This is a genomic window from Streptomyces sp. NPDC045026, from assembly GCF_056432625.1.
Map to the genome: position 1 here is coordinate 63,133 of NZ_JBWKIS010000012.1, position 21,639 is coordinate 84,771.

Below are 21,639 nucleotides of genomic sequence, written 5' to 3' on the forward strand. Positions count from 1 at the left end.
GCTTCCTCCCGACCCATGACGCATCATGGGATCATCACACCGGAGCCTCGGGGCTCCCGCTGCCCGAGGAGACATCCCCGCATGACCAAGCGTCACGGTTATGCCCTGCTGGCCGCGGTCGCGGCCCTGGTCGTCGTGATTTCGGCCGCCATATACCTGGGTGTCTCCGGCGCCTACGACGGCTCGAACAGCACCGTCAGCGCGGGCCCCCGGCACCCGCAGAACTCGGCGGCCCCCGCCTCCACCGGCACCTGGTCGGGCAGCTGGTCGGCCTCCCCCGCGGGCGGCGAGCCCGGCACGGAGACCGACGGCCTCGCGGGCCACACCGTGCGCAACGTGGTGCACACCAGCATCGGCGGCACCAGCGCCCGCATCACGTTCTCCAACCTCTACGGGCAGCAGCCGCTCAGCATCACGCACGCCTCGGTCGCCGTCGCGGCCGCGCCCAACAACCCGGCCGCCACGCCGGGCACCCTGCGCCGCCTCACCTTCGGCGGCAACACCTCGGTCGTCATCCCGGCCGGCTCCCAGACCATGAGCGACGCCGTGCGGCTGCACGTCCCGAACGACGCGGACATGCTCGTCACGAGCTACTCGCCCACCCCGTCGGGCCCGGTCACCTACCACCCGCAGGCCCGCCAGACGTCGTACGTCGCCCAGGGCGACCGCGCGGAGGACGTGACCGGCGCTCCGTTCACCCAGCAGACCCCCTACTGGCGCTACGTCACCGCGCTCGACGTACTCAGCAACGAGTCGGACGGCACCGTCGTCGTGATCGGCGACTCCCTGACCGACGGCGTCACCTCGACCGTGGGCGCCAACCGCCGCTGGACGGACGACCTCGCCGACCGGCTGCGCGACGAGAACGGCACGGCCCGCTACGGCGTGGTCAACCAGGGAATCAGCGGAAACCGCATCCTGTCCGACGGCCTCGGCCGCCCCGCGAACAACCCGAGCGGCCTCTCCCGCTTCGACCGGGACGTCCTCGACCGGTCCGGCGTCAAGGCCGTCGTGATCGCACTCGGCATCAACGACATCCTCCGCAACCCGCACCAGAACGACCCCGCCAAGATCGTCGAGGGTCTGCGGGAGCTGACCCGGCAGGCGCACACGCGCGGCCTGCGGGTGGTCGGCGCGACGCTCATGCCGTTCCAGGGCCACCGCGGCTACGAGCCCCGCCTCGAAGGCGTGCGCCAGTCCGTGAACGCGCAGATCCGGTCCGGCAAGGTCTTCGACGAGTTCGTCGACTTCGACAAGGCGCTGCGCGACCCGTACAACCCGCGCAAGCTCCAGCCCGGGTACGACTCCGGCGACCATCTGCACCCGAGCGACTCCGGCTTCCGCAGGATGGCGGACACGTTCAACCTGACGACGCTGAAGGGGTCGACGCCGGCCGAGCTGTAGCGCCCGGCCCGCGGCTACGGCCGGGGGCTACGGCCCGGGGCCCCGGCTGCGGTCTACGGCTGGGGCCCCGGCTGCGGGCTACCGCTCACGCCTCTCGCGGCGCTCCTCCGCCCGCTCCCACTGGCGCTCGCGCCGCTCCTCGTGCCGCGCGTGCCGCAGCTCATGGCGATCGGCGTGCCGGTCGTGGTGCCCCTCCAGCGCCTCATGGTGCGCGGTCCTGCGCTCCAGCTTGTCCTGCCGGCGCTCCTCCTTGAGGCGAAGGCGTTCCTCACGCGTCACCTTGCGGTCCACGCCGACGCCGCCCATCAGGGCGAACCCCCGGATGATCACCCGCGGGGAACCCGGCGTGCCCCCGCCCGAAGCCCGGTCGTCGACGCCGCCCATGAAGCCGAAGCCCTTGACCGTGACATCCAGCTCCGGCGGCACCTTGACCTGGATCCCGCCCATGATCGTGAAGCAGTTGATGACCACGTCGCGGGACGCGAACCGCGCCTCCCGCAGATCGATGTCGCCGCCGCCGAACATCGCGAACGCGGTGAACTTCTCGCCCACCGTCCAGCGCCCCTTGCGGCCGAACCCGCCGAAGAGCGCGGCCGCCCATGTGGACGAGGCCTCCCCGCCGATCCGGGCCGGCCAGTCGACGGCGCCCTCGGGCCGCGGCTCCTTCACGAAGCTCACCGGTGTCGCCGGCGCCGCCGCGCCCGCCCCCGGCAGATCGCGCGTGAGCGGCGCCAACTCGCCGTACGTACGCGCCTTGTACGCGGCCTCGAGCCGCTCGTCGAACTCCTCCATGTCCAGGCGACCCTCGGCGAGGGCGTCGCGCAGGACCTCCGCGACCCGGTCCCGGTCGGCGTCGGAGGCCCGCAGCTCGGGCTGGGCGTTCGGCTCGGGGCGCTCAGGGCGTTCGTCCGTCATGGGGCCAGCCTACGAGGGTGCGGCCGTTCCTCCCAGGGATGGTTCCTCCCGGGCGTACATCCGCGCGATCACGGACTCGATGTCCGGCTCCCGCACCGACAGATCAGCCAGCGGATACTGAGCCGCGATCTGCGCGACCAGCGGCGCCGCCGACTGCGCGGCCGGGAAAGCCAGCCACTGGCGCGGCCCGTCCACCTTCACCACCCGGGCGAACTGCACGTCCAGCGGCGGCAGTTCACGTTCCAGGTCGACGACGAGGGTCCGCTCGCTCTCCCCCACCTGGTGCAGGCCGTCGAGCTGTCCGTCGTACATCAGGCGCCCGTGGTCGATGACCATGACGCGCTTGCAGAGCTGCTCGATGTCGGTCAGGTCGTGCGTGGTCAGCAGCACCGTCGTGCCGCGCTCCTCGTTCAACTCCCGCAGGAATCCGCGCACTTTGACCTTGGAGACGACGTCGAGCCCGATGGTCGGCTCGTCGAGGTAGAGCACCTCGGGGTCGTGCAGCAGAGCCGCCGCGATGTCGCCGCGCATGCGCTGACCGAGGGAGAGCTGCCGCACCGGAGTGTCCAACAGGGCGCCCAGTTCGAGGAGTTCCACGCACCGGTCGAGGTTCTCCCGGTAGCGGGCGTCCGGGATGCGGTACATGCGGTGCATCAGCCGGTACGAGTCGATCAGCGGCAGGTCCCACCACAGGGTTGTGCGCTGCCCGAACACGACACCGATCCGCCGCGCGAGCCGCGTCCGTTCCCGGGACGGCTCGATGCCCGCGACCCGCAGCCGGCCCGCGCTGGGCGTGAGGATGCCGGTCAGCATCTTGATCGTGGTGGACTTGCCCGCGCCGTTCGGCCCGATGTAGCCGACCATCTCGCCGCGCGGCACGCTGAAGGTGAGCGAGTCGACGGCCCGCACCTGATGGCGCTCGCGCCGCAGCAGGCCCGTCTTCCTGCGCACGTCGAAGACCTTCTCCACGCCGTCGACCTCGATGAAGTCCTCAGCCATACGTCTTCAGCTCCCGGTGCTGCGGTACGAACGGACACCCGCGCGCCAGGCCAGACCCGCGAGCGCGCAGCTCGCGGCGGCCACCAGCGGCGGCGTGAAGGCGAGCCACCAGGGCAGGCCGAGGGGGTAGGGGCGGCCGAGCACGTACAGCGCGGGCAGCCAGTTGACGAAGGCCAGCGGCACGACGAACGTCACGCCGATCACGAAGTCCCTGGCGAACACCGTCGGCGGGTACTGGAGCAGCGTCAGCCCGCCGAACGTGAACGCGCTCTGCGCCTCGGCCGCGTCCTGCGCCCAGAACTGGAACGCCGCCCCGGCCACGTACACCGCGCCGAAGATCGCCGCCCCGCTCAGCAGCATCACCGGCAGCAGAAGCAGCTTCGCGGCCGTCCAGTCGATGTCGAGGCCCGCCAGGGACCAGCCGAGGACCAGGGCGCCCTGGAGGAACCGGCCGAGGCGGCGCAGGCCGAAGCGGTCCGCGGCGACCTGGACGAGCACGGGGGCGGGGCGCACCAGGAACGCGTCGAGGGACCCGTCGCGCACCCGCAGCCCGAGATCGTCGACGCTGCCGAACAGGAGGGCCGTGATCCCGAAGGAGACGGACGCGGTCCCGTACAGGAAGGCGGTCTCCGCGAAGCTGTAACCGCCGATCGAGGTCGCCTGCGAGAACATCATCCAGATCACGACGAAATCGAGCGCCGTGACCAGGAAGTTGGTGAGGAGCGCGGCCGCGAACGACGTGCGGTAGACCAGGGTGGAGCGGATCCACATCGCGGCGATCAGCCCGTAGACCCGTACGCTCCCCATGCCGCCGGTGTCAGCCACCTTGAAGCACCACCTTGCGTGTCGCGGAGGACTGGAGAAGGCGGCCCGCGGCGAGCAGGACGACCGCCCACCCGGCCTGGAAGGCGTACGCGGAGAGGACTTCGGCCGCACCGGAGCGGGCGCCGAGGAGGATGTCGGCCGGCATCTGGAGGAGCGACGCCCACGGCAGCACCCGCGCGATGTCACCGAGGGCGCCCGGCATCGCGTTCAGCGGCAGCAGCAGCCCCGTGAAGAACATTCCCACCAGACCCCCGAACTGCAGCACGCCCGACCCGTCGAGCAGCCAGAACGCGCTCAGCGCGAGCAGATAGCGGATCGCGAAACTCACCACCACGGCCAGCGCCACCGCCACCAGGAACTCCAGCCACACCACCGGATCGCCCGGCAGCGCGAGCGGAAAGGCGAGCGCGCCCACCGTCAGCGGCACCACGCCCCGGCTGGCCAGCTGGAACACGGCCCGCCCCAAGTCCCCCGCCAGCCACCACAGTTGGAGGTCGACGGGCCGGTACAGGTCCACGGCGATGTCGCCGCCCCGGATTCGCGCCACCATGTCGACGGCGAAGCCCGTGTTGAACATCGACAGGGCCTGCGCGAGCGCCTGCCCGATCCACACGTACGTCAGCGCCTGCGCCTGGTCGTACCCGCCGAGCCCCGGCCTCTCGTCCCACAGCGCCATGTACGTGTACGCCACGATGAACCCGAAGACGGTGTTCGTGAACACGCCCGCCGCGGTGGCCGACCGGTACGTCGCGAAGCGCCGGAACCCTCCGGCGGCGACGGCCGCGTACAGCCGGAAAGTTCCCACGGACAAGCGCCCCCTCCCGTCTTCCGTTCCGGACCAAAGCGCAGGAGCCTAGCGGGAGCGGGGTGTACCGTGCCACGCATTTTCGGCCCCCTCGACGCGTGCCACACCCCGGCCGCACCACCCATCGATGTCAGAGTGTCCGGCAGGGCGAAAAGTGCCGTACGAGGCGTACGTGACGTACGGAGGGAAACAGGAGTTCCACAGGGCATGAGCGACGAGCCGCAGCAGCCGAAGGCCGCACAGTCCGGGAACGCCGGAGAGGCCGGGGATCCCGCGAAACGCAGACGCCCCCCGCGCACGGGCTGGCGCCGCCTGATCCCCACCTGGCGCATGGTCCTCGGCACGATCCTCGGCTTCCTGCTCCTGTGCATCGGCCTGTTCGCCCTCGGCTACGTCCTCGTCAAGATCCCGCCCGCCAACGCCACCGCCACCGCACAGAGCAACGTCTACCTGTACGCCGACGGCAGCCAGCTCGCCCGCGACGGCGAGATCAACCGCGAGAACGTCTCCCTCTCCCAGATCCCCGGGACCGTCCAGCACGCCGTACTCGCCGCCGAGGACCGCGACTTCTACAACGAGTCCGCCATCGACCCCAAGGCGATGATCCGCGCCGCCTGGAACACCGTCACCGGCAAGGGCAAGCAGTCCGGCTCGACGATCACCCAGCAGTACGTGAAGAACTACTACCTGGGCCAGGAACAGACCATCACCCGCAAGGTGAAGGAGTTCTTCATCTCGATCAAGCTGGACCGCGAGGAGAGCAAGGACCACATCCTCGAGGGCTACCTCAACACCAGCTACTTCGGCCGCAACGCCTACGGCATCCAGGCCGCCGCCCAGGCCTACTACGGCGTCGACATCGAGGACCTGACCACCGCTCAGGGCGCCTACCTCGCCGCCCTCCTCAACGCCCCCAGCTCGTACGACGTCATCGCCCACCCGGAGAACAAGTCGCAGGCCGTCGCCCGCTGGAACTACGTCCTCGACGGCATGGTCAAGGAGCAGTGGCTCAGCCCGGCCGACCGCCGGAAGATGACGTTCCCCATGCCCGACGACGCCAAGGGCCCCGCCGGGATGTCCGGCCAGCGCGGCTACCTCGTCCAGGCCGTCAAGGACTACCTCACGGACAACGGCGTCATCGACGAGGACACCCTGGCCGTCGGCGGCTACCGCATCACCACCACGCTCCAGAAGAAGAAACAGGACGCCTTCGTCAAGGCCGTCGACGACCGGCTGATGTCCCAGGTCGACAAGGAGAACCGCCCGGCCGACCGCAACGTCCGCGCCGGCGGCGCCGCCATCGACCCCGCGACCGGCAAGGTCCTCGCGATGTACGGCGGCATCGACTACACCAAGCAGTACGTCAACAACGCCACGCGCCGCGACTACCAGGTCGGCTCCACGTTCAAGCCGTTCGTCCTCACCTCGGCCGTGGAGAACGCCTCCACCACCCAGGACGGCCGCACGATCACCCCGAACACCCTCTACGACGGCACCAACGCCCGCCCCGTACAGGGCTGGAGCGGCGGCTACTACGCCCCCGAGAACGAGGACAAGGTCGACTACGGCCCCATCACCGTCCGCGCCGCCACCGACAAGTCCGTCAACGCGGTCTACGCGCAGATGGCCGTCGACGTCGGCTCCGACAAGGTCAAGCAGACCGCGATCGCCCTCGGTCTCCCCAAGGACACCCCCGACCTGACCGAGTCCCCCTCGATCGCGCTCGGCCCGGCCACGGCCAGCGTCCTCGACATGACCGAGGCCTACGCCACCCTCGCCAACCACGGCAGGCGCGCCACGTACACGCTCGTCGCCGAGGTCACCAAGGACGGCGAGAGCGTCGACCTGCCCGAGCAGACCACCAGGCGCGCCGTCACGCGCGAGTCCGCCGACACGACGACGTCCGTCCTGCAGAGCGTCGTCGAGGGCGGCACCGGCACCGCCGCCCTCGCCGCGGACCGGCCCGCCGCCGGCAAGACCGGCACCGCCGAGGAGGACACGGCGGCCTGGTTCGCGGGCTACACACCCGATCTCGCCACCGTCGTCGCCGTCATGGGCCAGAACCCCGACACCGGCGCCCACACCCCGCTGTACGGGGCGCTCGGCCTGCCGCGGATCAACGGCGGCGGCTTCCCCGCGCAGATCTGGGCCCAGTTCACCAAGGCGGCGCTCATGGGCAGCCCGGCCAAGGACTTCGACCTGGAACTGGAGGCGGGCGCCGAACAGCCCGAGATCCCCTCGGCCGCACCCGACGAACCGTCCACCGAACCGTCCTCCGGCGAGCCCTCCGGCGAACCGCCGTCCGAACCGGAGTCGTCCGGCCCCCCGACCGCACCGTCCACACCGGCGGAGCCCACGCTCGCGACTCCGTCACAGGAAGAACCGAACCCACCGTCAGGGCCGGTGAACGAACTGTTCGGCGACTCGGACCCCGCCCGCGACTCCGACGCCGACTCCTATCCCGGGGAGTGACCGGCTGACGACTACCAGGCCTAGTGACCCGACGTTGCCTTGAGACCCACGATCGCCACGAGCAGCAGCACGATGAAGAAGATCCGCGCCGCCGTCGCCGGCTCCCCGAGCGCCAGCATGCCGACGACGGCCGCACCGGCCGCACCGATGCCCACCCACACGCCGTAGGCCGTACCGATCGGCAGACTCTTGGCGGCGTAGGAGAGCAGCACCATGCTGGCGACGATGCCCGCGCCGGTGAACACACTCGGCCACAGCCGGGTGAACCCGTCCGTGAACTTCATGCCGATCGACCAGCCGACCTCGAGAAATCCGGCGATCACGATAAGAACCCAGGCCATGACAGGCACCTCCGTCACTTGGATCAACAGGGGTGCGTCGTCTTTGCGATACCCGGTACGGCGCGTCTCGTCGGGGTCCCTCAAAGGTAGCAAAGAACGTGCAAAAGGGCTGGTGACAACGGTCACCAGCCCTTTTGCGAAGCCACTGCGAGCCGTACCCCTCTACAGGTACAGGCCCGTCGAATCCTGGGAACCCTCGAACCGGTCGGCGGCCACCGCGTGCAGATCGCGCTCACGCATCAGCACGTACGCGACACCCCGCACCTCGACCTCGGCCAGATCCTCCGGGTCGTACAGCACCCGGTCGCCCGGCTCCACCGTCCGCACGTTCTGCCCGACGGCCACCACCACGGCCCAGGCCAGGCGCCGCCCGACCGCCGCGGTCGCCGGAATCAGGATGCCGCCACCGCTGCGCCGCTCGCCCTCGGCAGTGTCCTGCCGCACGAGCACACGGTCGTGCAGCATGCGGATGGGCAGCTTGTCGTGCTGGGTGCTGTTCTTCTCGCTGCTGTGCTTCTCGCTGTTGGCGCTCACGCCCCGAAACCTACCTGCCGCGGCCACGCCCATCGGCAGGAAGGGTCAGTGCTTGCGGCGTCGCGCGGTCACGGCGAGCAGCCCCACGAGACCGACCACGGCAACGGCCACCGGAACGATGCGCTCCATACGCGGCGCACCCTCCTCGGAGACGAACTGGGCCTTCACCTCCGACACCACCCGGTTCGCACCCACGTAGGCCCGCCCGAGCGAGTGGTCGACACCGGCGACGAACTTGGCCTTCGCGTCACCGACGATCGTCTTCGGGTGCACCCGCACCCCGATCTCGTCGAGCGTCTCCGCCAGCGCCTCGCGACGGCGCTTTATGTCCGCCTCGATCTGCGCCGGGGTCCGCGCATCCGACGTTCTCGACGTGTCCGACACCGCGCTGCCTCCGTGGTCGCTGTTATGGCACTGATCGTGGACAGTCTGTCAGCTCGGCGGCCCTCGCACCCCACGGCACCCCCATTACGCTCGGGTCCCGTACCCGTATCCCGTACGAGGAGTCCCACCATGAGCGAGCGACTGACGACCGGCGACACCGCCCCCGCCTTCACGCTGCCCGACGCGGACGGCAACGAGGTCTCCCTCGCCGACCACAAGGGCCGCAAGACGATCGTCTACTTCTACCCGGCCGCCCTCACCCCCGGCTGCACGAAGCAGGCCTGCGACTTCACGGACAACCTCGACGTCCTCGCGGGCGCGGGCTACGACGTGATCGGCATTTCGCCCGACAAGCCGGAGAAGCTCGCGAAGTTCCGCGAGAAGGAGAACCTCAAGGTCACGCTGGTCGGCGACCCCTCGAAGGAGACCCTGGAGGCGTACGGCGCGTACGGCGAGAAGAAGCTCTACGGCAAAACGGTGACGGGCGTGATCCGCTCCACGATCGTCGTGGACGAGGACGGCAAGGTCGAACGCGCCCTCTACAACGTGAAGGCCACCGGCCACGTCGCGAAAATCATCAAGGATCTCGGCATCTGACCTGTCTCGGCATCTGACCCGTCGGCCGCGGATCACCGCAGCCCCTTCCGGGTACGCGCGAACGTGACGGAAGTCCCTTTCACAGGGGACTTCCGTTTGCGATCGCCACCCCGGAGCAAGTGATTCCCTGGAACTCCGTGTCCACAGAAGGGATCACTCCATGTCGGGCGTCATCGACCCAGAGCAGACCGGGTCCGCCGCCGACCCCGAGGCGGTCAAGCGCCACCGGGCCCTCTTCCGCGCCGTGAAACGCCGGAAGAATCCGCCTCTGCGCCGCACGGACATCACCGTCACCGACGAGGCGGCGGTACAGCGGGCCGTGAAGGCCGCCTCGCTCGGCAATGCCATGGAATGGTTCGACTTCGGCATCTACAGCTACCTCGCCGTCACCATCGGCCACGTCTTCTTCCCCTCCGGGAACGCCACGGTCCAGCTGATCTCCTCCTTCGCGACCTTCGCCGTCTCCTTCCTGGTACGCCCCATCGGCGGCATGGTCTTCGGCCCCATGGGTGACAAGATCGGCCGCAAGAAGGTCCTCGCGACGACGATGATCCTGATGGCCATCGGCACCTTCGCCATCGGACTGATCCCGTCGTACGCCGTCATCGGCTTCTGGGCACCCGTCCTGCTGATCTTCTTCCGCCTCGTCCAGGGCTTCTCCACGGGTGGCGAGTACGGCGGCGCCTCCACCTTCATCGCCGAGTACGCACCCGACAAGCGCCGCGGCTACTTCGGCAGCTTCCTGGAGTTCGGCACCCTCGCCGGCTACGTCGGCGCGGCGGGCCTGGTCACCATCCTGACCACCCTCCTCGGCAGCGCAGGCATGGAGTCCTGGGGCTGGCGCGTCCCGTTCCTGGTCGCCGGCCCGATCGGCCTCGTCGGCCTCTACCTGCGACTGCGCCTCGACGAGACACCCGCCTTCCAGAAACTGGAGGACGAGTCCTCGCACCGGGCCTCGGACGCCGCGTCGAACGTCGAGACCACCGCGAAGGGCGACCTCGCGAAGATCTTCCGCGACTACTGGCCCACCCTCATCCTGTGCATCTGCCTGGTCGGCGCCTACAACATCACCGACTACATGCTCCTGTCGTACATGCCGACGTACCTGTCCGACGAGATGGGCTACAAGGAGTCCCACGGACTGCTCATCCTCATCGCCACGATGATCGTCCTCATGCTGATCATCAGCCAGGTCGGCAAACTCTCCGACCGCTTCGGCCGCAAGCCGCTCCTCATGGCAGGGATGCTGGGCTTCTTCTTCCTGTCCATCCCCTCGTTCCTGCTGGTCAAGAACGGCGCCCTGTGGGCGGTCTCGCTCGGCATGCTGCTCCTGGGCCTGTCCCTGGTCTGCATGCTCGGCACGATGTCGGCGGCGCTCCCGGCCCTCTTCCCCACCCAGGTCCGCTACGGCTCGCTCTCCGTGGGCTACAACCTCTCGGCTTCCCTCTTCGGCGGCACGACCCCGCTGGTCATCACGGCCCTGATCAGCGTCACGGGCACGGACATGATGCCCGCGTACTACGCCATGGCGGCGGCCCTGGTCGGCATCATCGCGGTGGCCTGCATGAAGGAAACGGCCCAGCAACCCCTGGCGGGCTCCCCGCCGTCGGTGGAGACACCGGAGGAGGCGGCGGAACTGGTGGAGTCCCAGGCCCGGACACCGAAGTTCTGATCCCCTGATCTGCCCCTCCGGACGGCCTGCTCCGCTGCCCCTTCCCCGCGCACCGGACCGGATTGTTCCGCATTCCGTGCGTGACAGTCCGATTTTCGGATCGTTAGTCCGTGCGAGGTCACGAACGCGTGACCAGAGCGGAGGGGTCCGGTGGGGACCAGTGTGTACACGAAGGAACGCCTGGAAGTGGCGGCCCAGGGGGCACGGACACTGTCGGAGGCGCTGGAGAGGCTGGGGGCGGACCCGAGGAGTTCGGCGCGAAGGTATGTCCTCAAGCGGATGAAGAAGCTCGGCGTGGACATCTCGCACTTCGAGCGCGAGGGGGTTCGGTGGACGCGAGAGATCCTCCAGGCAGCGGTCTCGTCCTCAACGAACATGTGCGAGGTACTGCGTCATCTCGGACTTGAGGTGGTCGGCGGTCACCACACGCACATCAGCCGCCGGATCAAGGCGTACGACATTGACACCTCGCACTTCCGGGTACCGACCCGGCGCGGGAAGCCGTGGCGCCCTCGAACGCCGGAGGGTCTACTCGTCGAGCAGTCGGCCAGTCAGGCACGGCGCATCCCGAGCGATCGGCTCAGAAAGGCGATGACGGAGTCGGGAGTACCCGAGGAATGCGCGCTCTGCGGTACGCCGCCCGCGTGGCGAGGCCATCCGCTCCCTCCGGAGGTCGATCACGTCGACGGCAACTGGCGCAACAACCGGCTTGAGAACCTTCGATTCCTCTGCCCCAACTGCCATTCGACGACGGACACCTACCGGGGACGCGGCAAGGGACGCGTCAGAAGCGACGCGTCATGAGCACTGGCGTGCAGTACACCCGCGAGCGGCTGGCTCAAGCGGCCGAGCAGTGCTCAAGCATCGACGAGGTCATCACCTTCTTCGGCACTCAGCCGTACGCCAATCTCAAGCGCCACTTGTACAAGCGCTTCGAGCTCTTCGGCATCGACGTCTCGCACTTCCCTCAAGCAGGCCGCCGGCATGGAGGCCTACCCAGCGAAAACGAGTTACGACTGGCCGTCGCTCAGTCCACTTCGGTCGCTGGAACTCTTCGACTGCTGCAACGCCCGGACAACACGCGCCTGCGCGCTGTTCCCTCAGCTGACCGGCGAGTACGGCATCGATACCTCACACTTCCTGGGCCAAGGTCATCAGCGCGGGAAGCCAGGACCGACCCCCTTCAAGCGAGCGGAGGATGTGTTGGTCCGCCATGAGGGCAAGCGCCGAGCCCGAACCTTGCTGCTCCGTCGGGCGCTCCGCGAAATCGGCGTACCCGAGGAGTGCACCGAGTGCGGGGTCGGGGCTGAGTGGCTCGGCAAGCCCATGACGCTGGAGATCGACCACATCAGCGGCGACTGGAGCGACGACCGGCGAGAGAACCTGCGGTTGCTCTGCCCCAACTGCCATGCAATCACCAGCACCTGGTGCAGAGGCGGCCGACGGCGAGCTTCGCAATAGAGAGCTCCGTACCGACCGGCGGCTCGGCCCAGTAAAGTAGGCCGCGACATGAGCGCCCGTACGCCAAGGGCTGAGCGGCGATCTTTAGGTGGTCGTGTTTGTCGGTTCGAATCCGACCGGGCGCACAGGAAAAGCAGGCCCCGCACCTTTGATTCGTAGGTGCGGGGCCTGCTTGCGTTCAGCCCAACAGCTCCCGCACCACCGGCACCAGCGCCCGAAACGCCTCCCCCCGATGCGAGATCGCGTTCTTCTCGGCCGCGGTCAGCTCCGCGCACGTCCGCGTCTCGCCGTCCGGCTGCAGGATCGGGTCGTAGCCGAAGCCGCCCGAACCCGCTGGGGCGTGCCGCAGCACCCCCCGCAGCTGGCCCTCGACCACTCGCTCGGTGCCGTCCGGCAGGGCGAGCGCCGCGGCGCACGCGAAGTGGGCGCCCCGGTGGATGTCGTCGTCGATGTCGCCGAGCTGGGCGAGGAGGAGGTCGAGGTTGGCCTTGTCGTCGCCGTGGCGGCCGGCCCAGCGGGCGGAGAAGATGCCGGGAGCTCCGCCGAGTACGTCGACGCAGAGGCCCGAGTCGTCGGCGACGGCGGGGAGGCCGGTGGCCTTGGCGAGGGCGTGGGCCTTGAGGAGTGCGTTCTCGGCGAAGGTGACGCCGGTCTCCCTGACGTCAGGGATGTCGGGGTAGGCGTCCGCGCCGACGAGGTCGTGGGGCAGGCCTGCGTCGGCGAGGATCGCCCGGAGTTCGGTGATCTTGCCGGCGTTGCGGGTGGCGAGGATGAGGCGGGTCATGGGGACCAGTATCGCGCCGGTGTTACGGCGTGCAGACCTTGGTCAGTTCGCCGGCGGCGTCCGTGACGGGGGTGATGTCGGGGGTTTCGTCGCCGTTCTTGATGGCCGTACGGACGTTGCCCACCGCGGTGTTGAGGTCGTCGACGGCCTTGGAGACGTCGGCGTTGTCGGTCTTGTCGCCGATCTTGTCGAGGTTCTTGTCGATGGAGTCGAGCGCCTTGTCGGCCTGCGTGGGGTCGTTCGTCGCGCTCTCGACGGCCTGCTTGAGGTCGGAGACGCTGCCGGCGATGGAGTCGGCGGTCTGGACGCAGTCGAGCGCCTTGTCGAGCGCGCCGCAGCCGGCGGCCGCCGGTACGGCGATGAGTGCCGCGGTGACGGCTATGACGGCGGTACGGCGACGGTGGCGTGGGCGCGCGGCCATGGAACGGTCCTCCCCTTGTGTGCGGATGGGCGTACGGCGAGATGCCGTACGCCCATCCGTGGAGACGCAGTTGACGTCTTTCGGGTTGCCACCCTACTTGGCGTGCTCTTTACCTTTGGAGGGTGGCCTCGAGTGCCGCGCGCTGGGCGGTGGCGAGGTCGGTGCAGCCGGAAACGGCAAGGTCGAGAAGGGAGTTGAGTTCGTCGCGGTCGAACGGCTCGGCCTCGGCGGTGCCTTGGACCTCGACGAAGCGGCCGTCGCCGGTGCAGACGACGTTCATGTCGGTGTCGGCGCGGACGTCTTCCTCGTAGCAGAGGTCGAGGAGGGGGATGCCGCCGACGATGCCGACGGAGACGGCGGCGACGGTGCCGGTGAGGGGCTGACGGCCGGCCTTGATGAGCTTCTTGCCCTGGGCCCAGGTGATGGCGTCGGCGAGGGCGACGTAGGCGCCGGTGATGGCGGCGGTGCGGGTGCCGCCGTCGGCCTGGAGGACGTCGCAGTCGAGGACGATGGTGTTCTCGCCGAGGGCCTTGTAGTCGATGACGGCGCGCAGCGAGCGCCCGATGAGGCGGGAGATCTCGTGGGTGCGGCCGCCGATCTTGCCGCGTACGGATTCGCGGTCGCCGCGGGTGTTGGTGGCGCGCGGGAGCATCGAATACTCGGCGGTGACCCAGCCTTCGCCGCTGCCCTTGCGCCAGCGGGGGACGCCTTCGGTGACGGAGGCGGTGCAGAAGACTTTGGTGTCGCCGAAGGAGACGAGGACGGAGCCTTCTGCGTGCTTGCTCCACCCGCGTTCGATGGTGATGGGGCGGAGCTGTTCGGGGGTGCGGCCGTCGATGCGAGACATGGGAGGGAGCCTAGCGAAAACGGCGAAGGCCCCGGTCCGGGTGTCCGGTGCGGGGCCTTCGTCGTGACACCTAGGCGGGTTGCCGGGGGCTCACATCATGTCTTCGATCTCGCCGGCGATGGGGTCGGCGTCGGTGCCGATGACGACCTGGATGGCGGTGCCCATCTTGACGACGCCGTGGGCGCCGGCGGCCTTCAGGGCGGCCTCGTTGACGAGGTCGGGGTTGACGACCTCGGTGCGCAGGCGGGTGATGCAGCCCTCGACCTCTTCGATGTTGTCGAGCCCGCCGAGCCCGGCGACGATCTTCTCAGCCTTGGTGGCCATGTGGTTCTCCCTGGCTTTTCTCTCGGCCCGCCATGGGCCCGCTTTGTCACGGTAACCCACGGTTGGCCCATCTTCACGAGCGGTCATTCGGCCCGTGACGAATGATGGCGATCACGGCGTCATGCCCTCCCGGGCCGGCGCCCGCCGACCCGTCCCGCAACTGGTCTACACCAGTTTCCCACGACCGCCAACCGTACCGCCACAGTGGCTTGTTCCGGGAGGACGCCCATGAGCGCCGACAGCGCGGCCGTCTACAGACCCAGTCCGTGGAACAACCTCTTCCAGGGTCTGCAGAAGATGGGTCGCAGCCTCCAGCTCCCCATCGCCGTGCTGCCCGCGGCCGGTATCCTCAACCGGCTCGGCCAGCCGGACGTCTTCGGTGACGACGGCCTGGGGTGGACCGATGTCTCCAAGGTGATGGTCGGTGCCGGTTCCGCCCTGCTGGACGGCGCGCTCGGCCTCCCCCTTCTCTTCTGTGTCGGTGTGGCGATCGGCATGGCCAAGAAGGCGGACGGTTCGACGGCGCTGGCGGCGGTCGTCGGCTTCCTCGTCTACTACAACGTGCTGCACCAGTTCCCCGTGGACTGCGGCCCCGGCGCGAAGGCGGTCGTCACGGGCTGCGCGGGGCCGGACGGCGCGGTGGTGCCGTTCGGCTACCAGAACCCGGGCGTCTTCGGCGGCATCGTGATGGGCCTGCTCGCGGCGTTCTTCTGGCGGCGCTTCCACCGTACGAAGCTGGTCGACTGGCTCGGCTTCTTCAACGGCCGGCGACTCGTCCCGATCATCATGGCCTTCGTCGCCATCGCCGTCGCCGCGATCTGCCTGTGGATCTGGCCGCCGATCGGTGACGCCCTGGAGAGCTTCAGCGACTGGCTCGTCGGTCTTGACTGGATCGGCTCCGGGATCTTCGGCATCGCCAACCGCGCGCTGCTGGTGATCGGCCTGCACCAGTTCCTGAACGTGCCCATCTGGTTCCAGTTCGGCACGTACACGAAGCCGGACGGGACGCAGGTCCACGGTGACATCAACATGTTCCTGGCGGGCGACCCGAACGCGGGCCAGTTCACCTCGGGCTTCTTCCCGATCATGATGTTCGCGCTGCCGGCCGCGTGCCTGGCGATCACGCACTGCGCGCGCCCGGAGCGCCGCAAGGTGGTCGGCGGCCTGATGCTCTCGGTCGCCCTGACCTCGACCATCACCGGCATCACCGAGCCGATCGAGTACTCGTTCCTCTTCGTGGCACCGGTGCTGTACGCGATCCACGCGGTCCTCACCGGCGTATCGATGGCGGTGACGTGGGCGCTCGGAGTGCACGACGGCTTCAGTTTCTCGGCAGGCCTGATCGACTACGTCATCAACTGGAGCCTGGCGACCAAGCCATGGCTGATCATCCCGATCGGGCTGGTCTTCGCGGTGGTGTACTACGCGATCTTCCGGTTCGCGATCACCAAGTTCGACCTGAAGACGCCGGGACGGGAGCCGGCGGACGAGGTCGAGGACGTCACGAAGGCCTGACCCTCCCGCTCCCCCAAGCTTCAGCACGCCCCCAGCACCCCCTCGCCACCCCTTCGCCCCCTCGACACCTCCCAAGACCCCTGGACCTCCTCGGTCCGGGGGTTTTGTTTCGCGCTGTCGCATATGACCGAGCGCACAAGGATCCCGGGAAATCGCAGGTTCCTTATACGACCTTCACCGTGCTACAACAGGTCTACACCACTGAGTGGTGTAGACCACGCGGCCGCAGGGCCGCGTTCCCGAGACGCCGCCGTCCCCACCTGTCCCCCGGGCGGCGCCTTGCCTACTGGAGGAAGTTGTGACCACGGCCAGTGCCGCCCCCGCGGCCGCCAAGAAGAAGGGCGCGGGCGCGATGGCTGTCATGCAGCGCATCGGCCGCAGCCTCATGCTGCCGGTCGCGGTGCTGCCCGCCGCCGCGCTCCTGGTCCGGTTCGGCCAGCCCGACATGCTCGGCAAGGAATCGTTCCCGACCTTCATCACCAAGCTGGCGTCCTACATGTCGGCGGGCGGCGGCGCGCTGCTCGACAACATGCCGCTGCTGTTCTGCGTCGGCATCGCCATCGGCTTCGCCAAGAAGTCCGACGGCTCCACCGCGCTCGCGGCCGTCACCGGCTACCTGGTCTTCCAGAAGGTGCTCGCCACCTTCACCGACGGCAACCTGCCGAAGGTCGCCGCCGTCGTCGACGGCAAGATCGTCATGAACGAGGCGCCGGTCAACGCCGGTGTGCTCGGCGGTGTGGTCATGGGCGTCGTCGTGGCCCTGCTCTACCAGAAGTTCTACCGGACCAAGCTGCCCGACTGGGCGGGCTTCTTCGGCGGCCGCCGCCTCGTCCCGATCCTCTCCGCCTTCGCGGGCCTGGTCATCGGCATCGTCTTCGGTCTCATCTGGCCCGTGCTCGGCGCCGGTCTGCACAACTTCGGTGAGTGGCTGGTGGGCTCGGGCGCGGTCGGCGCCGGCATCTTCGGTGTCGCCAACCGTGCGCTGATCCCGATCGGCATGCACCACCTGCTCAACTCGTTCCCGTGGTTCCAGGCCGGTACGTACGAGGGCAAGAGCGGCGACATCGCCCGCTTCCTCCAGGGCGACCCGAGCGCCGGCCAGTTCATGACCGGCTTCTTCCCGATCATGATGTTCGCCCTTCCGGCGGCCTGCCTCGCGATCGTCCACTGCGCCCGTCCCGAGCGCCGCAAGGTCGTCGGCGGCATGATGTTCTCGCTCGCGGCCACCGCGTTCGTCACCGGTGTGACGGAGCCGATCGAGTTCACGTTCATGTTCATCGCCCCGGCCCTGTACGCGATCCACGCGGTCCTCACCGGTGTCTCGATGGCGCTGACCTGGGGGCTCGGTATGAAGGACGGCTTCGGCTTCTCCGCCGGCGCGGTCGACTACTTCCTCAACCTCGGCATCGCGACCAACCCGTGGGGTCTCGCGCTGGTCGGCCTCTGCTTCGCGGTGGTCTACTACGTGATCTTCCGGTTCGCGATCACCAAGTTCAACATTCCTACGCCGGGCCGTGAGTCCGACGAGGAACTGGCCGAGCTCCTCAAGGCCGAGAGCAAGTAGGCCCCGGCCCCGCACGACGAAGGCCCCCGGAACCGATTCGGTTCCGGGGGCCTTCGTCGTGCGGGGCTCAGATCTCGTACACCCGTCCGGGCGCGGCCAGTTCGGCCGGGCCGTCGTACGCGGCGCGGGCGTCCGCGAGGTTGGCCTGGGGGTCCGTCCACGGCGGGATGTGGGTCAGGACCAGGCGGCGGGCCCCGGCCCGGGTCGCGGACTCGCCCGCCTCGCGGCCGTTGAGGTGGAGGTCGGGGATGTTCTCCTTGCCGTGCGTGAACGCCGCCTCGCACAGGAACAGGTCGCTGTCCGCGGCGAGTTCGTCGAGCGCGGCGCACGCGCCGGTGTCCCCGGAGTACGTGAGCGACCTGCCGCCGTGCTCGACGCGGATGCCGTACGCCTCGACGGGGTGGCACACCTTCTCCGTGCGCACCGTGAACGGGCCGATCTCGTGCCGGCCCGGCTTCACGGTGTGGAAGTCGAAGACCTCGCTCATCGAGGAGGCGGAGGGCGTGTCCGCGTAGGCCGTGGTCAGGCGCTGTTCCGTGCCTTCGGGGCCGTAGACCGGGATCGGGGCGGCGCGGCCGCCGTCGTGGCGGTAGTAGCGCGCCACGAAGTAGCCGCACATGTCGATGCAGTGGTCGGCGTGCAGATGGCTGAGGAAAATCGCGTCGAGGTCGTAGAGACCGCAGTGGCGCTGCAGCTCGCCCAGGGCGCCGTTGCCCATGTCGAGTAGCAGCCGGAAGCCGTCGGCCTCGACGAGGTAGCTCGAACAGGCCGAATCCGCGGACGGGAACGACCCCGAGCAGCCGACGACGGTGAGCTTCATAAGAGCCGGAACCTCCGCGCTGGCAGTCAGAGAGCGGGATGGGAGCAGAAGGAAGAGGGGTGGTCGAGCGGTCCGTCGAGCGTAAAGCGCAAAAGGGCCGGTCGCTCCTCCGTCGTGGGCCGTTGTGGGAGAACTCACCTGTGCTGTCACCGGTTCGGGGGGCGTGCGTCAGTTGCGGCGTCGCGCGGGTGCCACCGGTACCGTCGTCCGTATGGACACGTCATGGTGGCTCGCGCTCGCTGCCGTGCTGCTGCTCGCGCTCGTCGCGACGCTCGTCGACGGATGGGGGCGCGGGCACCGTCGTCGGCCCGGCGGCCGGACCCGCCCGCCGCGGGGACCGCGCGCTCGCGGTGCGCGGCCGCAGCCGGGCGAGATCTGGTGGGCGCAGGTGCCGTACGAGGACGGGCCGGGCGGCAAAGACAGGCCGTGCCTCGTTCTTACGGTGCGCCGGCGGCGGGTGCGCGTAGCGAAGATCACCAGCAAGTACCACGACGAGCGGGCCGGGGTGATCGCGCTGCCGCCCGGGACGGTCGGGGACGCGCAGGGCAGGCCGAGCTTCCTGGAGACGGACGAGCTGCGTGAGGTTCCCGTGGGGGACTTCCGGCGCAGGGCCGGGGTGCTGGATCCGGTGGTGTGGGATCAGGTCCGGTACCTGGCGGGGTGACGGCGCGGCGGCCGGCTGACGTGAACGCGGGCTGACTGCGTCTGGCTGACGGGAACGCGGGCCGACGGCGTCCGGCTGACGGGAACGCGAGCTGACGGGAACGCGGGCCGACGGCGTCCGGCTGACGGGAACGCGGGCCGACGGCGTCCGGCTGACGGGAACGCGGGCCGACGTGAGAGCGGGGGCCGGGCCGCGTTGCTGCCGGCCCGGCCCCCGCTTCTACGATTCGTGGCTACGCCCAGAGCTGGCCGTGCAGCGTCTCGATCGCTTCTTCCGTCGTGGCCGCCGTGTAGACGCCCGTCGACAGGTACTTCCAGCCGCCGTCGGCGACCACGAAGACGATGTCGGCGGACTCCCCCGCCGCGACCGCCTTGCGGCCGACGCCGATCGCCGCGTGCAGGGCCGCTCCGGTGGAGACGCCCGCGAAGATGCCCTCCTGCTGGAGGAGTTCACGGGTGCGGGTCACCGCGTCCGCGGAGCCGACCGAGAAGCGGGTGGTCAGGACGGAGGCGTCGTACAGCTCGGGGACGAAGCCCTCGTCGAGGTTGCGCAGGCCGTAGACCAGGTCGTCGTAGCGCGGCTCCGCGGCGACGATCTTGACGTCCGGCTTCTGTTCGCGCAGGTAGCGCCCGACGCCCATGAGGGTGCCCGTCGTGCCGAGGCCCGCCACGAAGTGCGTGACGGAGGGCAGGTCGGCGAGGATCTCGGGACCGGTCGTCGCGTAGTGGGCGCCGGCGTTGTCCGGGTTCCCGTACTGGTAGAGCATCACCCAGGCCGGGTGCTGCGCGCTCAGTTCCTTGGCCATGCGGACGGCCGTGTTGGAGCCGCCCGCCGCGGGCGACGGGATGATCTCGGCGCCCCACATGGCGAGCAGGTCCCTGCGCTCCTGCGAGGTGTTCTCCGGCATGACGCACACCATGCGGTAGCCCTTGAGGCGGGCCGCCATGGCCAGCGAGATGCCGGTGTTGCCCGAGGTCGGCTCGAGGATGGTGCAGCCGGGGGTGAGCCGGCCGTCCTTCTCGGCCTGCTCGATCATGTGGAGCGCGGGGCGGTCCTTGACCGAGCCGGTCGGGTTGCGGTCCTCGAGCTTCGCCCAGATCCGTACGTCCTCGGAGGGCGAGAGCCGCGGCAGCCGCACCAGGGGGGTGTTGCCGACCGCGGCGAGCGGGGAGTCGTACCGCATCCCGATCAGGCCATGCCGCCGGCCACGGCCGGCAGGATCGTGACGTTGTCGCCGTCGGCGAGCTTGGTGGTGATGCCGTCCAGGAAGCGGACGTCCTCGTCGTTCAGGTAGACGTTCACGAAGCGGCGCAGCTTGTCGCCGTCCACGATGCGGGCCTGGATGCCCGTGTGACGGGACTCGAGGTCGGCGAAGAGCTCGGCGAGCGTGTCCCCGTTGCCCTGTACGGCCTTCTCGCCGTCGGTGTAGGTGCGGAGGATGGTCGGGATGCGGACCTCGATGGCCATGGCTGAAGGCTCCTGTCGGAAGAAGTCAGTGGTGGGCGCGGCGCGCGGCGGCGCGGGGCGTTGCCTGGGGGGGGTACGTGGTCGTACGCGGATGCGGCGCCGCGGCTCACGGCCGTACGGCGAATCGGTTCAGCGCGGACAGATGGCGCTGGCGAGGCGGCACAGGTCGACGTGAAGCCGCGCCACGAGCAGCATGCCCGGCGTCTTGTCACTCACGTCGTGAAGAACCATGCGGTCATCGTATCGATTCCCGCCCGGGACCCCGGAGTGTGATCTCACCATGTGGTCGATATCCGTCCGAAGTATGGGACGCCCCTTGGAGTGGCGGGCTGGTGGAGGCCCGGCTACGGCGTGACCTCGACCTCTTCCTCGGTCACGACGCCCTCGACGATCCGGAACGAGCGGAACTGGAAGGGGCCCGCGTCGTCGGTGTCTGCGGTGGAGACGAGGACGTAGTGGGCGCCCGGCTCGTTCGCGTACGTGATGTCGGTGCGGGAGGGGTGGGCCTCGGTCGCGGTGTGCGAGTGGTAGATGATCACGGGCTCCTCGTCCCGGTCGTCCATCTCGCGGTACAGCTTCAGCAGGTCACCCGAGTCGAACTCGTAGAACGTGGGCGAGCGGGCGGCGTTGAGCATCGGGATGAAGCGCTCGGGCCTGCCGGTGCCCACCGGTCCCGCGACGACGCCGCACGCCTCGTCGGGGTGGTCGGCGCGCGCGTGGGCGACGATCTGGTCGTAGAGGGCCTGGGTCAGGGTCAGCATGGGGCTCAGGATAGACAGACGGGCCCTCCCGTACCGGAGTGCGGTACGGGAGGGCCCGGATGC

General features: G+C 69.3%; 24 protein-coding genes, 1 tRNA gene, 1 pseudogene and 1 riboswitch. Of the genes and pseudogenes, 10 read left to right on the forward strand and 16 right to left on the reverse strand.

Annotated features, from left to right (window positions below; translation table 11 throughout):
• Window positions 1–81 precede the first annotated feature (81 nt).
• A complete protein-coding gene (locus tag AC07EJ_RS24940; protein ID WP_478884958.1) occupies window positions 82–1,404 on the forward strand; it encodes an SGNH/GDSL hydrolase family protein in 1,323 nt (440 codons plus the stop codon).
• Between the two features lie 78 nt (window positions 1,405–1,482).
• Here AC07EJ_RS24940 and AC07EJ_RS24945 read toward each other — a convergent pair whose 3' ends face one another.
• From AC07EJ_RS24945 to AC07EJ_RS24960, 4 genes are read right to left on the reverse strand one after another with little or no spacing between them, the layout of a single operon-like run.
• Window positions 1,483–2,319, reverse strand: coding sequence for a DUF1707 SHOCT-like domain-containing protein (locus tag AC07EJ_RS24945; RefSeq protein WP_478884959.1), 837 nt, complete (start codon window positions 2,317–2,319; stop codon window positions 1,483–1,485).
• A gap of 9 nt (window positions 2,320–2,328) precedes the next feature.
• A complete protein-coding gene (locus AC07EJ_RS24950) occupies window positions 2,329–3,318 on the reverse strand; it encodes an ABC transporter ATP-binding protein (protein WP_393582169.1) in 990 nt (329 codons plus the stop codon).
• 6 nt (window positions 3,319–3,324) lie between these two features.
• On the reverse strand, window positions 3,325–4,125 hold the full coding sequence (locus tag AC07EJ_RS24955; protein WP_389477506.1) for an ABC transporter permease: 801 nt from the start codon (window positions 4,123–4,125) through the stop codon (window positions 3,325–3,327).
• A 10-nt stretch (window positions 4,126–4,135) separates the two neighbouring features.
• Window positions 4,136–4,948, reverse strand: coding sequence for an ABC transporter permease (locus AC07EJ_RS24960; RefSeq protein WP_389477503.1), 813 nt, complete (start codon window positions 4,946–4,948; stop codon window positions 4,136–4,138).
• A gap of 207 nt (window positions 4,949–5,155) precedes the next feature.
• Here AC07EJ_RS24960 and AC07EJ_RS24965 point away from each other — a divergent pair, with 207 nt between their 5' ends.
• Window positions 5,156–7,420 (forward strand): transglycosylase domain-containing protein, encoded by a 2,265-nt coding sequence (locus tag AC07EJ_RS24965; RefSeq protein ID WP_389476992.1) that lies wholly within the window; start codon window positions 5,156–5,158, stop codon window positions 7,418–7,420.
• Window positions 7,421–7,440: 20 nt separating this feature from the next.
• On the opposite strand, the gene AC07EJ_RS24970 is transcribed toward AC07EJ_RS24965, so the two are convergent.
• The 3 genes from AC07EJ_RS24970 to AC07EJ_RS24980 all read right to left on the reverse strand — a co-directional run bounded on the left by AC07EJ_RS24970 (window position 7,441) and on the right by AC07EJ_RS24980 (window position 8,679).
• A complete protein-coding gene (locus tag AC07EJ_RS24970) occupies window positions 7,441–7,761 on the reverse strand; it encodes a DMT family transporter (RefSeq protein WP_383885484.1) in 321 nt (106 codons plus the stop codon).
• A gap of 31 nt (window positions 7,762–7,792) precedes the next feature.
• Window positions 7,793–7,853, reverse strand: a riboswitch (guanidine-III (ykkC-III) riboswitch).
• 70 nt (window positions 7,854–7,923) lie between these two features.
• Window positions 7,924–8,226, reverse strand: coding sequence for a GroES family chaperonin (locus tag AC07EJ_RS24975; protein WP_199841797.1), 303 nt, complete (start codon window positions 8,224–8,226; stop codon window positions 7,924–7,926).
• Window positions 8,227–8,340: 114 nt separating this feature from the next.
• Window positions 8,341–8,679, reverse strand: a complete 339-nt coding sequence (locus AC07EJ_RS24980; protein WP_389476990.1) for a DUF3618 domain-containing protein — start codon at window positions 8,677–8,679, stop codon at window positions 8,341–8,343.
• Between the two features lie 129 nt (window positions 8,680–8,808).
• Here AC07EJ_RS24980 and bcp point away from each other — a divergent pair, with 129 nt between their 5' ends.
• The 5 genes and pseudogenes from bcp (at window position 8,809) to AC07EJ_RS25005 (ending at window position 12,534) form a co-directional block, all read left to right on the forward strand.
• Window positions 8,809–9,276 (forward strand): thioredoxin-dependent thiol peroxidase, encoded by a 468-nt coding sequence (bcp, locus tag AC07EJ_RS24985; protein WP_393582171.1) that lies wholly within the window; start codon window positions 8,809–8,811, stop codon window positions 9,274–9,276.
• A gap of 160 nt (window positions 9,277–9,436) precedes the next feature.
• Window positions 9,437–10,948, forward strand: coding sequence for a glycine betaine/L-proline transporter ProP (proP, locus tag AC07EJ_RS24990; protein ID WP_389476986.1), 1,512 nt, complete (start codon window positions 9,437–9,439; stop codon window positions 10,946–10,948).
• Between the two features lie 150 nt (window positions 10,949–11,098).
• Window positions 11,099–11,752, forward strand: a complete 654-nt coding sequence (locus AC07EJ_RS24995) for an HNH endonuclease signature motif containing protein (protein ID WP_478884960.1) — start codon at window positions 11,099–11,101, stop codon at window positions 11,750–11,752.
• Window positions 11,749–12,409: pseudogene (locus AC07EJ_RS25000) on the forward strand (HNH endonuclease). The gene AC07EJ_RS24995 and the pseudogene AC07EJ_RS25000 overlap by 4 nt, the downstream one beginning before the upstream one ends.
• A 52-nt stretch (window positions 12,410–12,461) precedes the next feature.
• Window positions 12,462–12,534 (forward strand) — tRNA-Leu (locus AC07EJ_RS25005).
• A 53-nt stretch (window positions 12,535–12,587) separates the two neighbouring features.
• Here AC07EJ_RS25005 and rdgB read toward each other — a convergent pair.
• The 4 genes from rdgB to AC07EJ_RS25025 all read right to left on the reverse strand — a co-directional run bounded on the left by rdgB (window position 12,588) and on the right by AC07EJ_RS25025 (window position 14,872).
• Window positions 12,588–13,193: an RdgB/HAM1 family non-canonical purine NTP pyrophosphatase gene (gene rdgB, locus AC07EJ_RS25010; protein WP_389476980.1), complete on the reverse strand. Its 606-nt coding sequence runs from the start codon at window positions 13,191–13,193 to the stop codon at window positions 12,588–12,590.
• A gap of 22 nt (window positions 13,194–13,215) precedes the next feature.
• A complete protein-coding gene (locus tag AC07EJ_RS25015; RefSeq protein WP_389476978.1) occupies window positions 13,216–13,614 on the reverse strand; it encodes a hypothetical protein in 399 nt (132 codons plus the stop codon).
• 109 nt (window positions 13,615–13,723) lie between these two features.
• Window positions 13,724–14,461 carry a ribonuclease PH gene (gene rph / locus AC07EJ_RS25020; protein WP_389476976.1) on the reverse strand — a complete coding sequence of 246 codons (738 nt, stop codon included), beginning with the start codon at window positions 14,459–14,461 and terminating at the stop codon, window positions 13,724–13,726.
• Window positions 14,462–14,551: 90 nt separating this feature from the next.
• Window positions 14,552–14,872: a PTS sugar transporter subunit IIB gene (locus AC07EJ_RS25025; RefSeq protein ID WP_389476974.1), complete on the reverse strand. Its 321-nt coding sequence runs from the start codon at window positions 14,870–14,872 to the stop codon at window positions 14,552–14,554.
• Window positions 14,873–15,013: 141 nt separating this feature from the next.
• Here AC07EJ_RS25025 and AC07EJ_RS25030 point away from each other — a divergent pair, with 141 nt between their 5' ends.
• A complete protein-coding gene (locus AC07EJ_RS25030) occupies window positions 15,014–16,300 on the forward strand; it encodes a PTS transporter subunit EIIC (protein ID WP_389476972.1) in 1,287 nt (428 codons plus the stop codon).
• 298 nt (window positions 16,301–16,598) lie between these two features.
• Window positions 16,599–17,864 (forward strand): PTS transporter subunit EIIC, encoded by a 1,266-nt coding sequence (locus AC07EJ_RS25035; RefSeq protein WP_389476970.1) that lies wholly within the window; start codon window positions 16,599–16,601, stop codon window positions 17,862–17,864.
• A 67-nt stretch (window positions 17,865–17,931) separates the two neighbouring features.
• Here the strand turns inward: AC07EJ_RS25035 and AC07EJ_RS25040 are convergent, their stop codons facing one another.
• Window positions 17,932–18,684, reverse strand: coding sequence for an MBL fold metallo-hydrolase (locus tag AC07EJ_RS25040; RefSeq protein WP_389488174.1), 753 nt, complete (start codon window positions 18,682–18,684; stop codon window positions 17,932–17,934).
• Window positions 18,685–18,895: 211 nt separating this feature from the next.
• Between AC07EJ_RS25040 and AC07EJ_RS25045 the strand changes: the two genes are divergently transcribed.
• Complete coding sequence (locus tag AC07EJ_RS25045; RefSeq protein WP_389488172.1) at window positions 18,896–19,348, forward strand: type II toxin-antitoxin system PemK/MazF family toxin; 453 nt, start codon at window positions 18,896–18,898, stop codon at window positions 19,346–19,348.
• 232 nt (window positions 19,349–19,580) lie between these two features.
• Here the strand turns inward: AC07EJ_RS25045 and AC07EJ_RS25050 are convergent, their stop codons facing one another.
• From AC07EJ_RS25050 to AC07EJ_RS25065, 4 genes are all read right to left on the reverse strand, one after another.
• Complete coding sequence (locus AC07EJ_RS25050; RefSeq protein ID WP_266670975.1) at window positions 19,581–20,531, reverse strand: PLP-dependent cysteine synthase family protein; 951 nt, start codon at window positions 20,529–20,531, stop codon at window positions 19,581–19,583.
• A 5-nt stretch (window positions 20,532–20,536) separates the two neighbouring features.
• Window positions 20,537–20,815, reverse strand: coding sequence for a MoaD/ThiS family protein (locus AC07EJ_RS25055; RefSeq protein WP_389488170.1), 279 nt, complete (start codon window positions 20,813–20,815; stop codon window positions 20,537–20,539).
• A gap of 129 nt (window positions 20,816–20,944) precedes the next feature.
• The gene (locus AC07EJ_RS25060) at window positions 20,945–21,046 is read right to left on the reverse strand and encodes a putative leader peptide (protein WP_362906215.1); all 102 of its coding nucleotides are present in this window, start codon (window positions 21,044–21,046) and stop codon (window positions 20,945–20,947) included.
• 113 nt (window positions 21,047–21,159) lie between these two features.
• The gene (locus AC07EJ_RS25065) at window positions 21,160–21,576 is read right to left on the reverse strand and encodes a M67 family metallopeptidase (RefSeq protein ID WP_227294987.1); all 417 of its coding nucleotides are present in this window, start codon (window positions 21,574–21,576) and stop codon (window positions 21,160–21,162) included.
• Window positions 21,577–21,639 lie beyond the last annotated feature (63 nt).

Excerpts from the sequence above, each read along its gene's own strand:
- AC07EJ_RS25040 (WP_389488174.1), bottom strand. The coding sequence starts at position 18,684 with ATGAAGCTCACCGTCGTCGGCTGCTCGGGGTCGTTCCCGTCCGCGGAT.
- AC07EJ_RS24975 (WP_199841797.1), bottom strand. The coding sequence starts at position 8,226 with ATGCTGCACGACCGTGTGCTCGTGCGGCAGGACACTGCCGAGGGCGAG.
- AC07EJ_RS25055 (WP_389488170.1), bottom strand. The coding sequence starts at position 20,815 with ATGGCCATCGAGGTCCGCATCCCGACCATCCTCCGCACCTACACCGAC.
- AC07EJ_RS25045 (WP_389488172.1), top strand. The coding sequence starts at position 18,896 with ATGGACACGTCATGGTGGCTCGCGCTCGCTGCCGTGCTGCTGCTCGCG.
- AC07EJ_RS25065 (WP_227294987.1), bottom strand. The coding sequence starts at position 21,576 with ATGCTGACCCTGACCCAGGCCCTCTACGACCAGATCGTCGCCCACGCG.
- AC07EJ_RS25015 (WP_389476978.1), bottom strand. The coding sequence starts at position 13,614 with ATGGCCGCGCGCCCACGCCACCGTCGCCGTACCGCCGTCATAGCCGTC.
- AC07EJ_RS24970 (WP_383885484.1), bottom strand. The coding sequence starts at position 7,761 with ATGGCCTGGGTTCTTATCGTGATCGCCGGATTTCTCGAGGTCGGCTGG.
- rdgB (WP_389476980.1), bottom strand. The coding sequence starts at position 13,193 with ATGACCCGCCTCATCCTCGCCACCCGCAACGCCGGCAAGATCACCGAA.
- AC07EJ_RS25025 (WP_389476974.1), bottom strand. The coding sequence starts at position 14,872 with ATGACCGCTCGTGAAGATGGGCCAACCGTGGGTTACCGTGACAAAGCG.
- AC07EJ_RS24965 (WP_389476992.1), top strand. The coding sequence starts at position 5,156 with ATGAGCGACGAGCCGCAGCAGCCGAAGGCCGCACAGTCCGGGAACGCC.
- AC07EJ_RS25030 (WP_389476972.1), top strand. The coding sequence starts at position 15,014 with ATGAGCGCCGACAGCGCGGCCGTCTACAGACCCAGTCCGTGGAACAAC.
- AC07EJ_RS25050 (WP_266670975.1), bottom strand. The coding sequence starts at position 20,531 with ATGCGGTACGACTCCCCGCTCGCCGCGGTCGGCAACACCCCCCTGGTG.
- AC07EJ_RS24955 (WP_389477506.1), bottom strand. The coding sequence starts at position 4,125 with ATGGGGAGCGTACGGGTCTACGGGCTGATCGCCGCGATGTGGATCCGC.
- AC07EJ_RS24945 (WP_478884959.1), bottom strand. The coding sequence starts at position 2,319 with ATGACGGACGAACGCCCTGAGCGCCCCGAGCCGAACGCCCAGCCCGAG.
- AC07EJ_RS24940 (WP_478884958.1), top strand. The coding sequence starts at position 82 with ATGACCAAGCGTCACGGTTATGCCCTGCTGGCCGCGGTCGCGGCCCTG.
- AC07EJ_RS24950 (WP_393582169.1), bottom strand. The coding sequence starts at position 3,318 with ATGGCTGAGGACTTCATCGAGGTCGACGGCGTGGAGAAGGTCTTCGAC.
- bcp (WP_393582171.1), top strand. The coding sequence starts at position 8,809 with ATGAGCGAGCGACTGACGACCGGCGACACCGCCCCCGCCTTCACGCTG.
- AC07EJ_RS25060 (WP_362906215.1), bottom strand. The coding sequence starts at position 21,046 with ATGGTTCTTCACGACGTGAGTGACAAGACGCCGGGCATGCTGCTCGTG.
- rph (WP_389476976.1), bottom strand. The coding sequence starts at position 14,461 with ATGTCTCGCATCGACGGCCGCACCCCCGAACAGCTCCGCCCCATCACC.
- proP (WP_389476986.1), top strand. The coding sequence starts at position 9,437 with ATGTCGGGCGTCATCGACCCAGAGCAGACCGGGTCCGCCGCCGACCCC.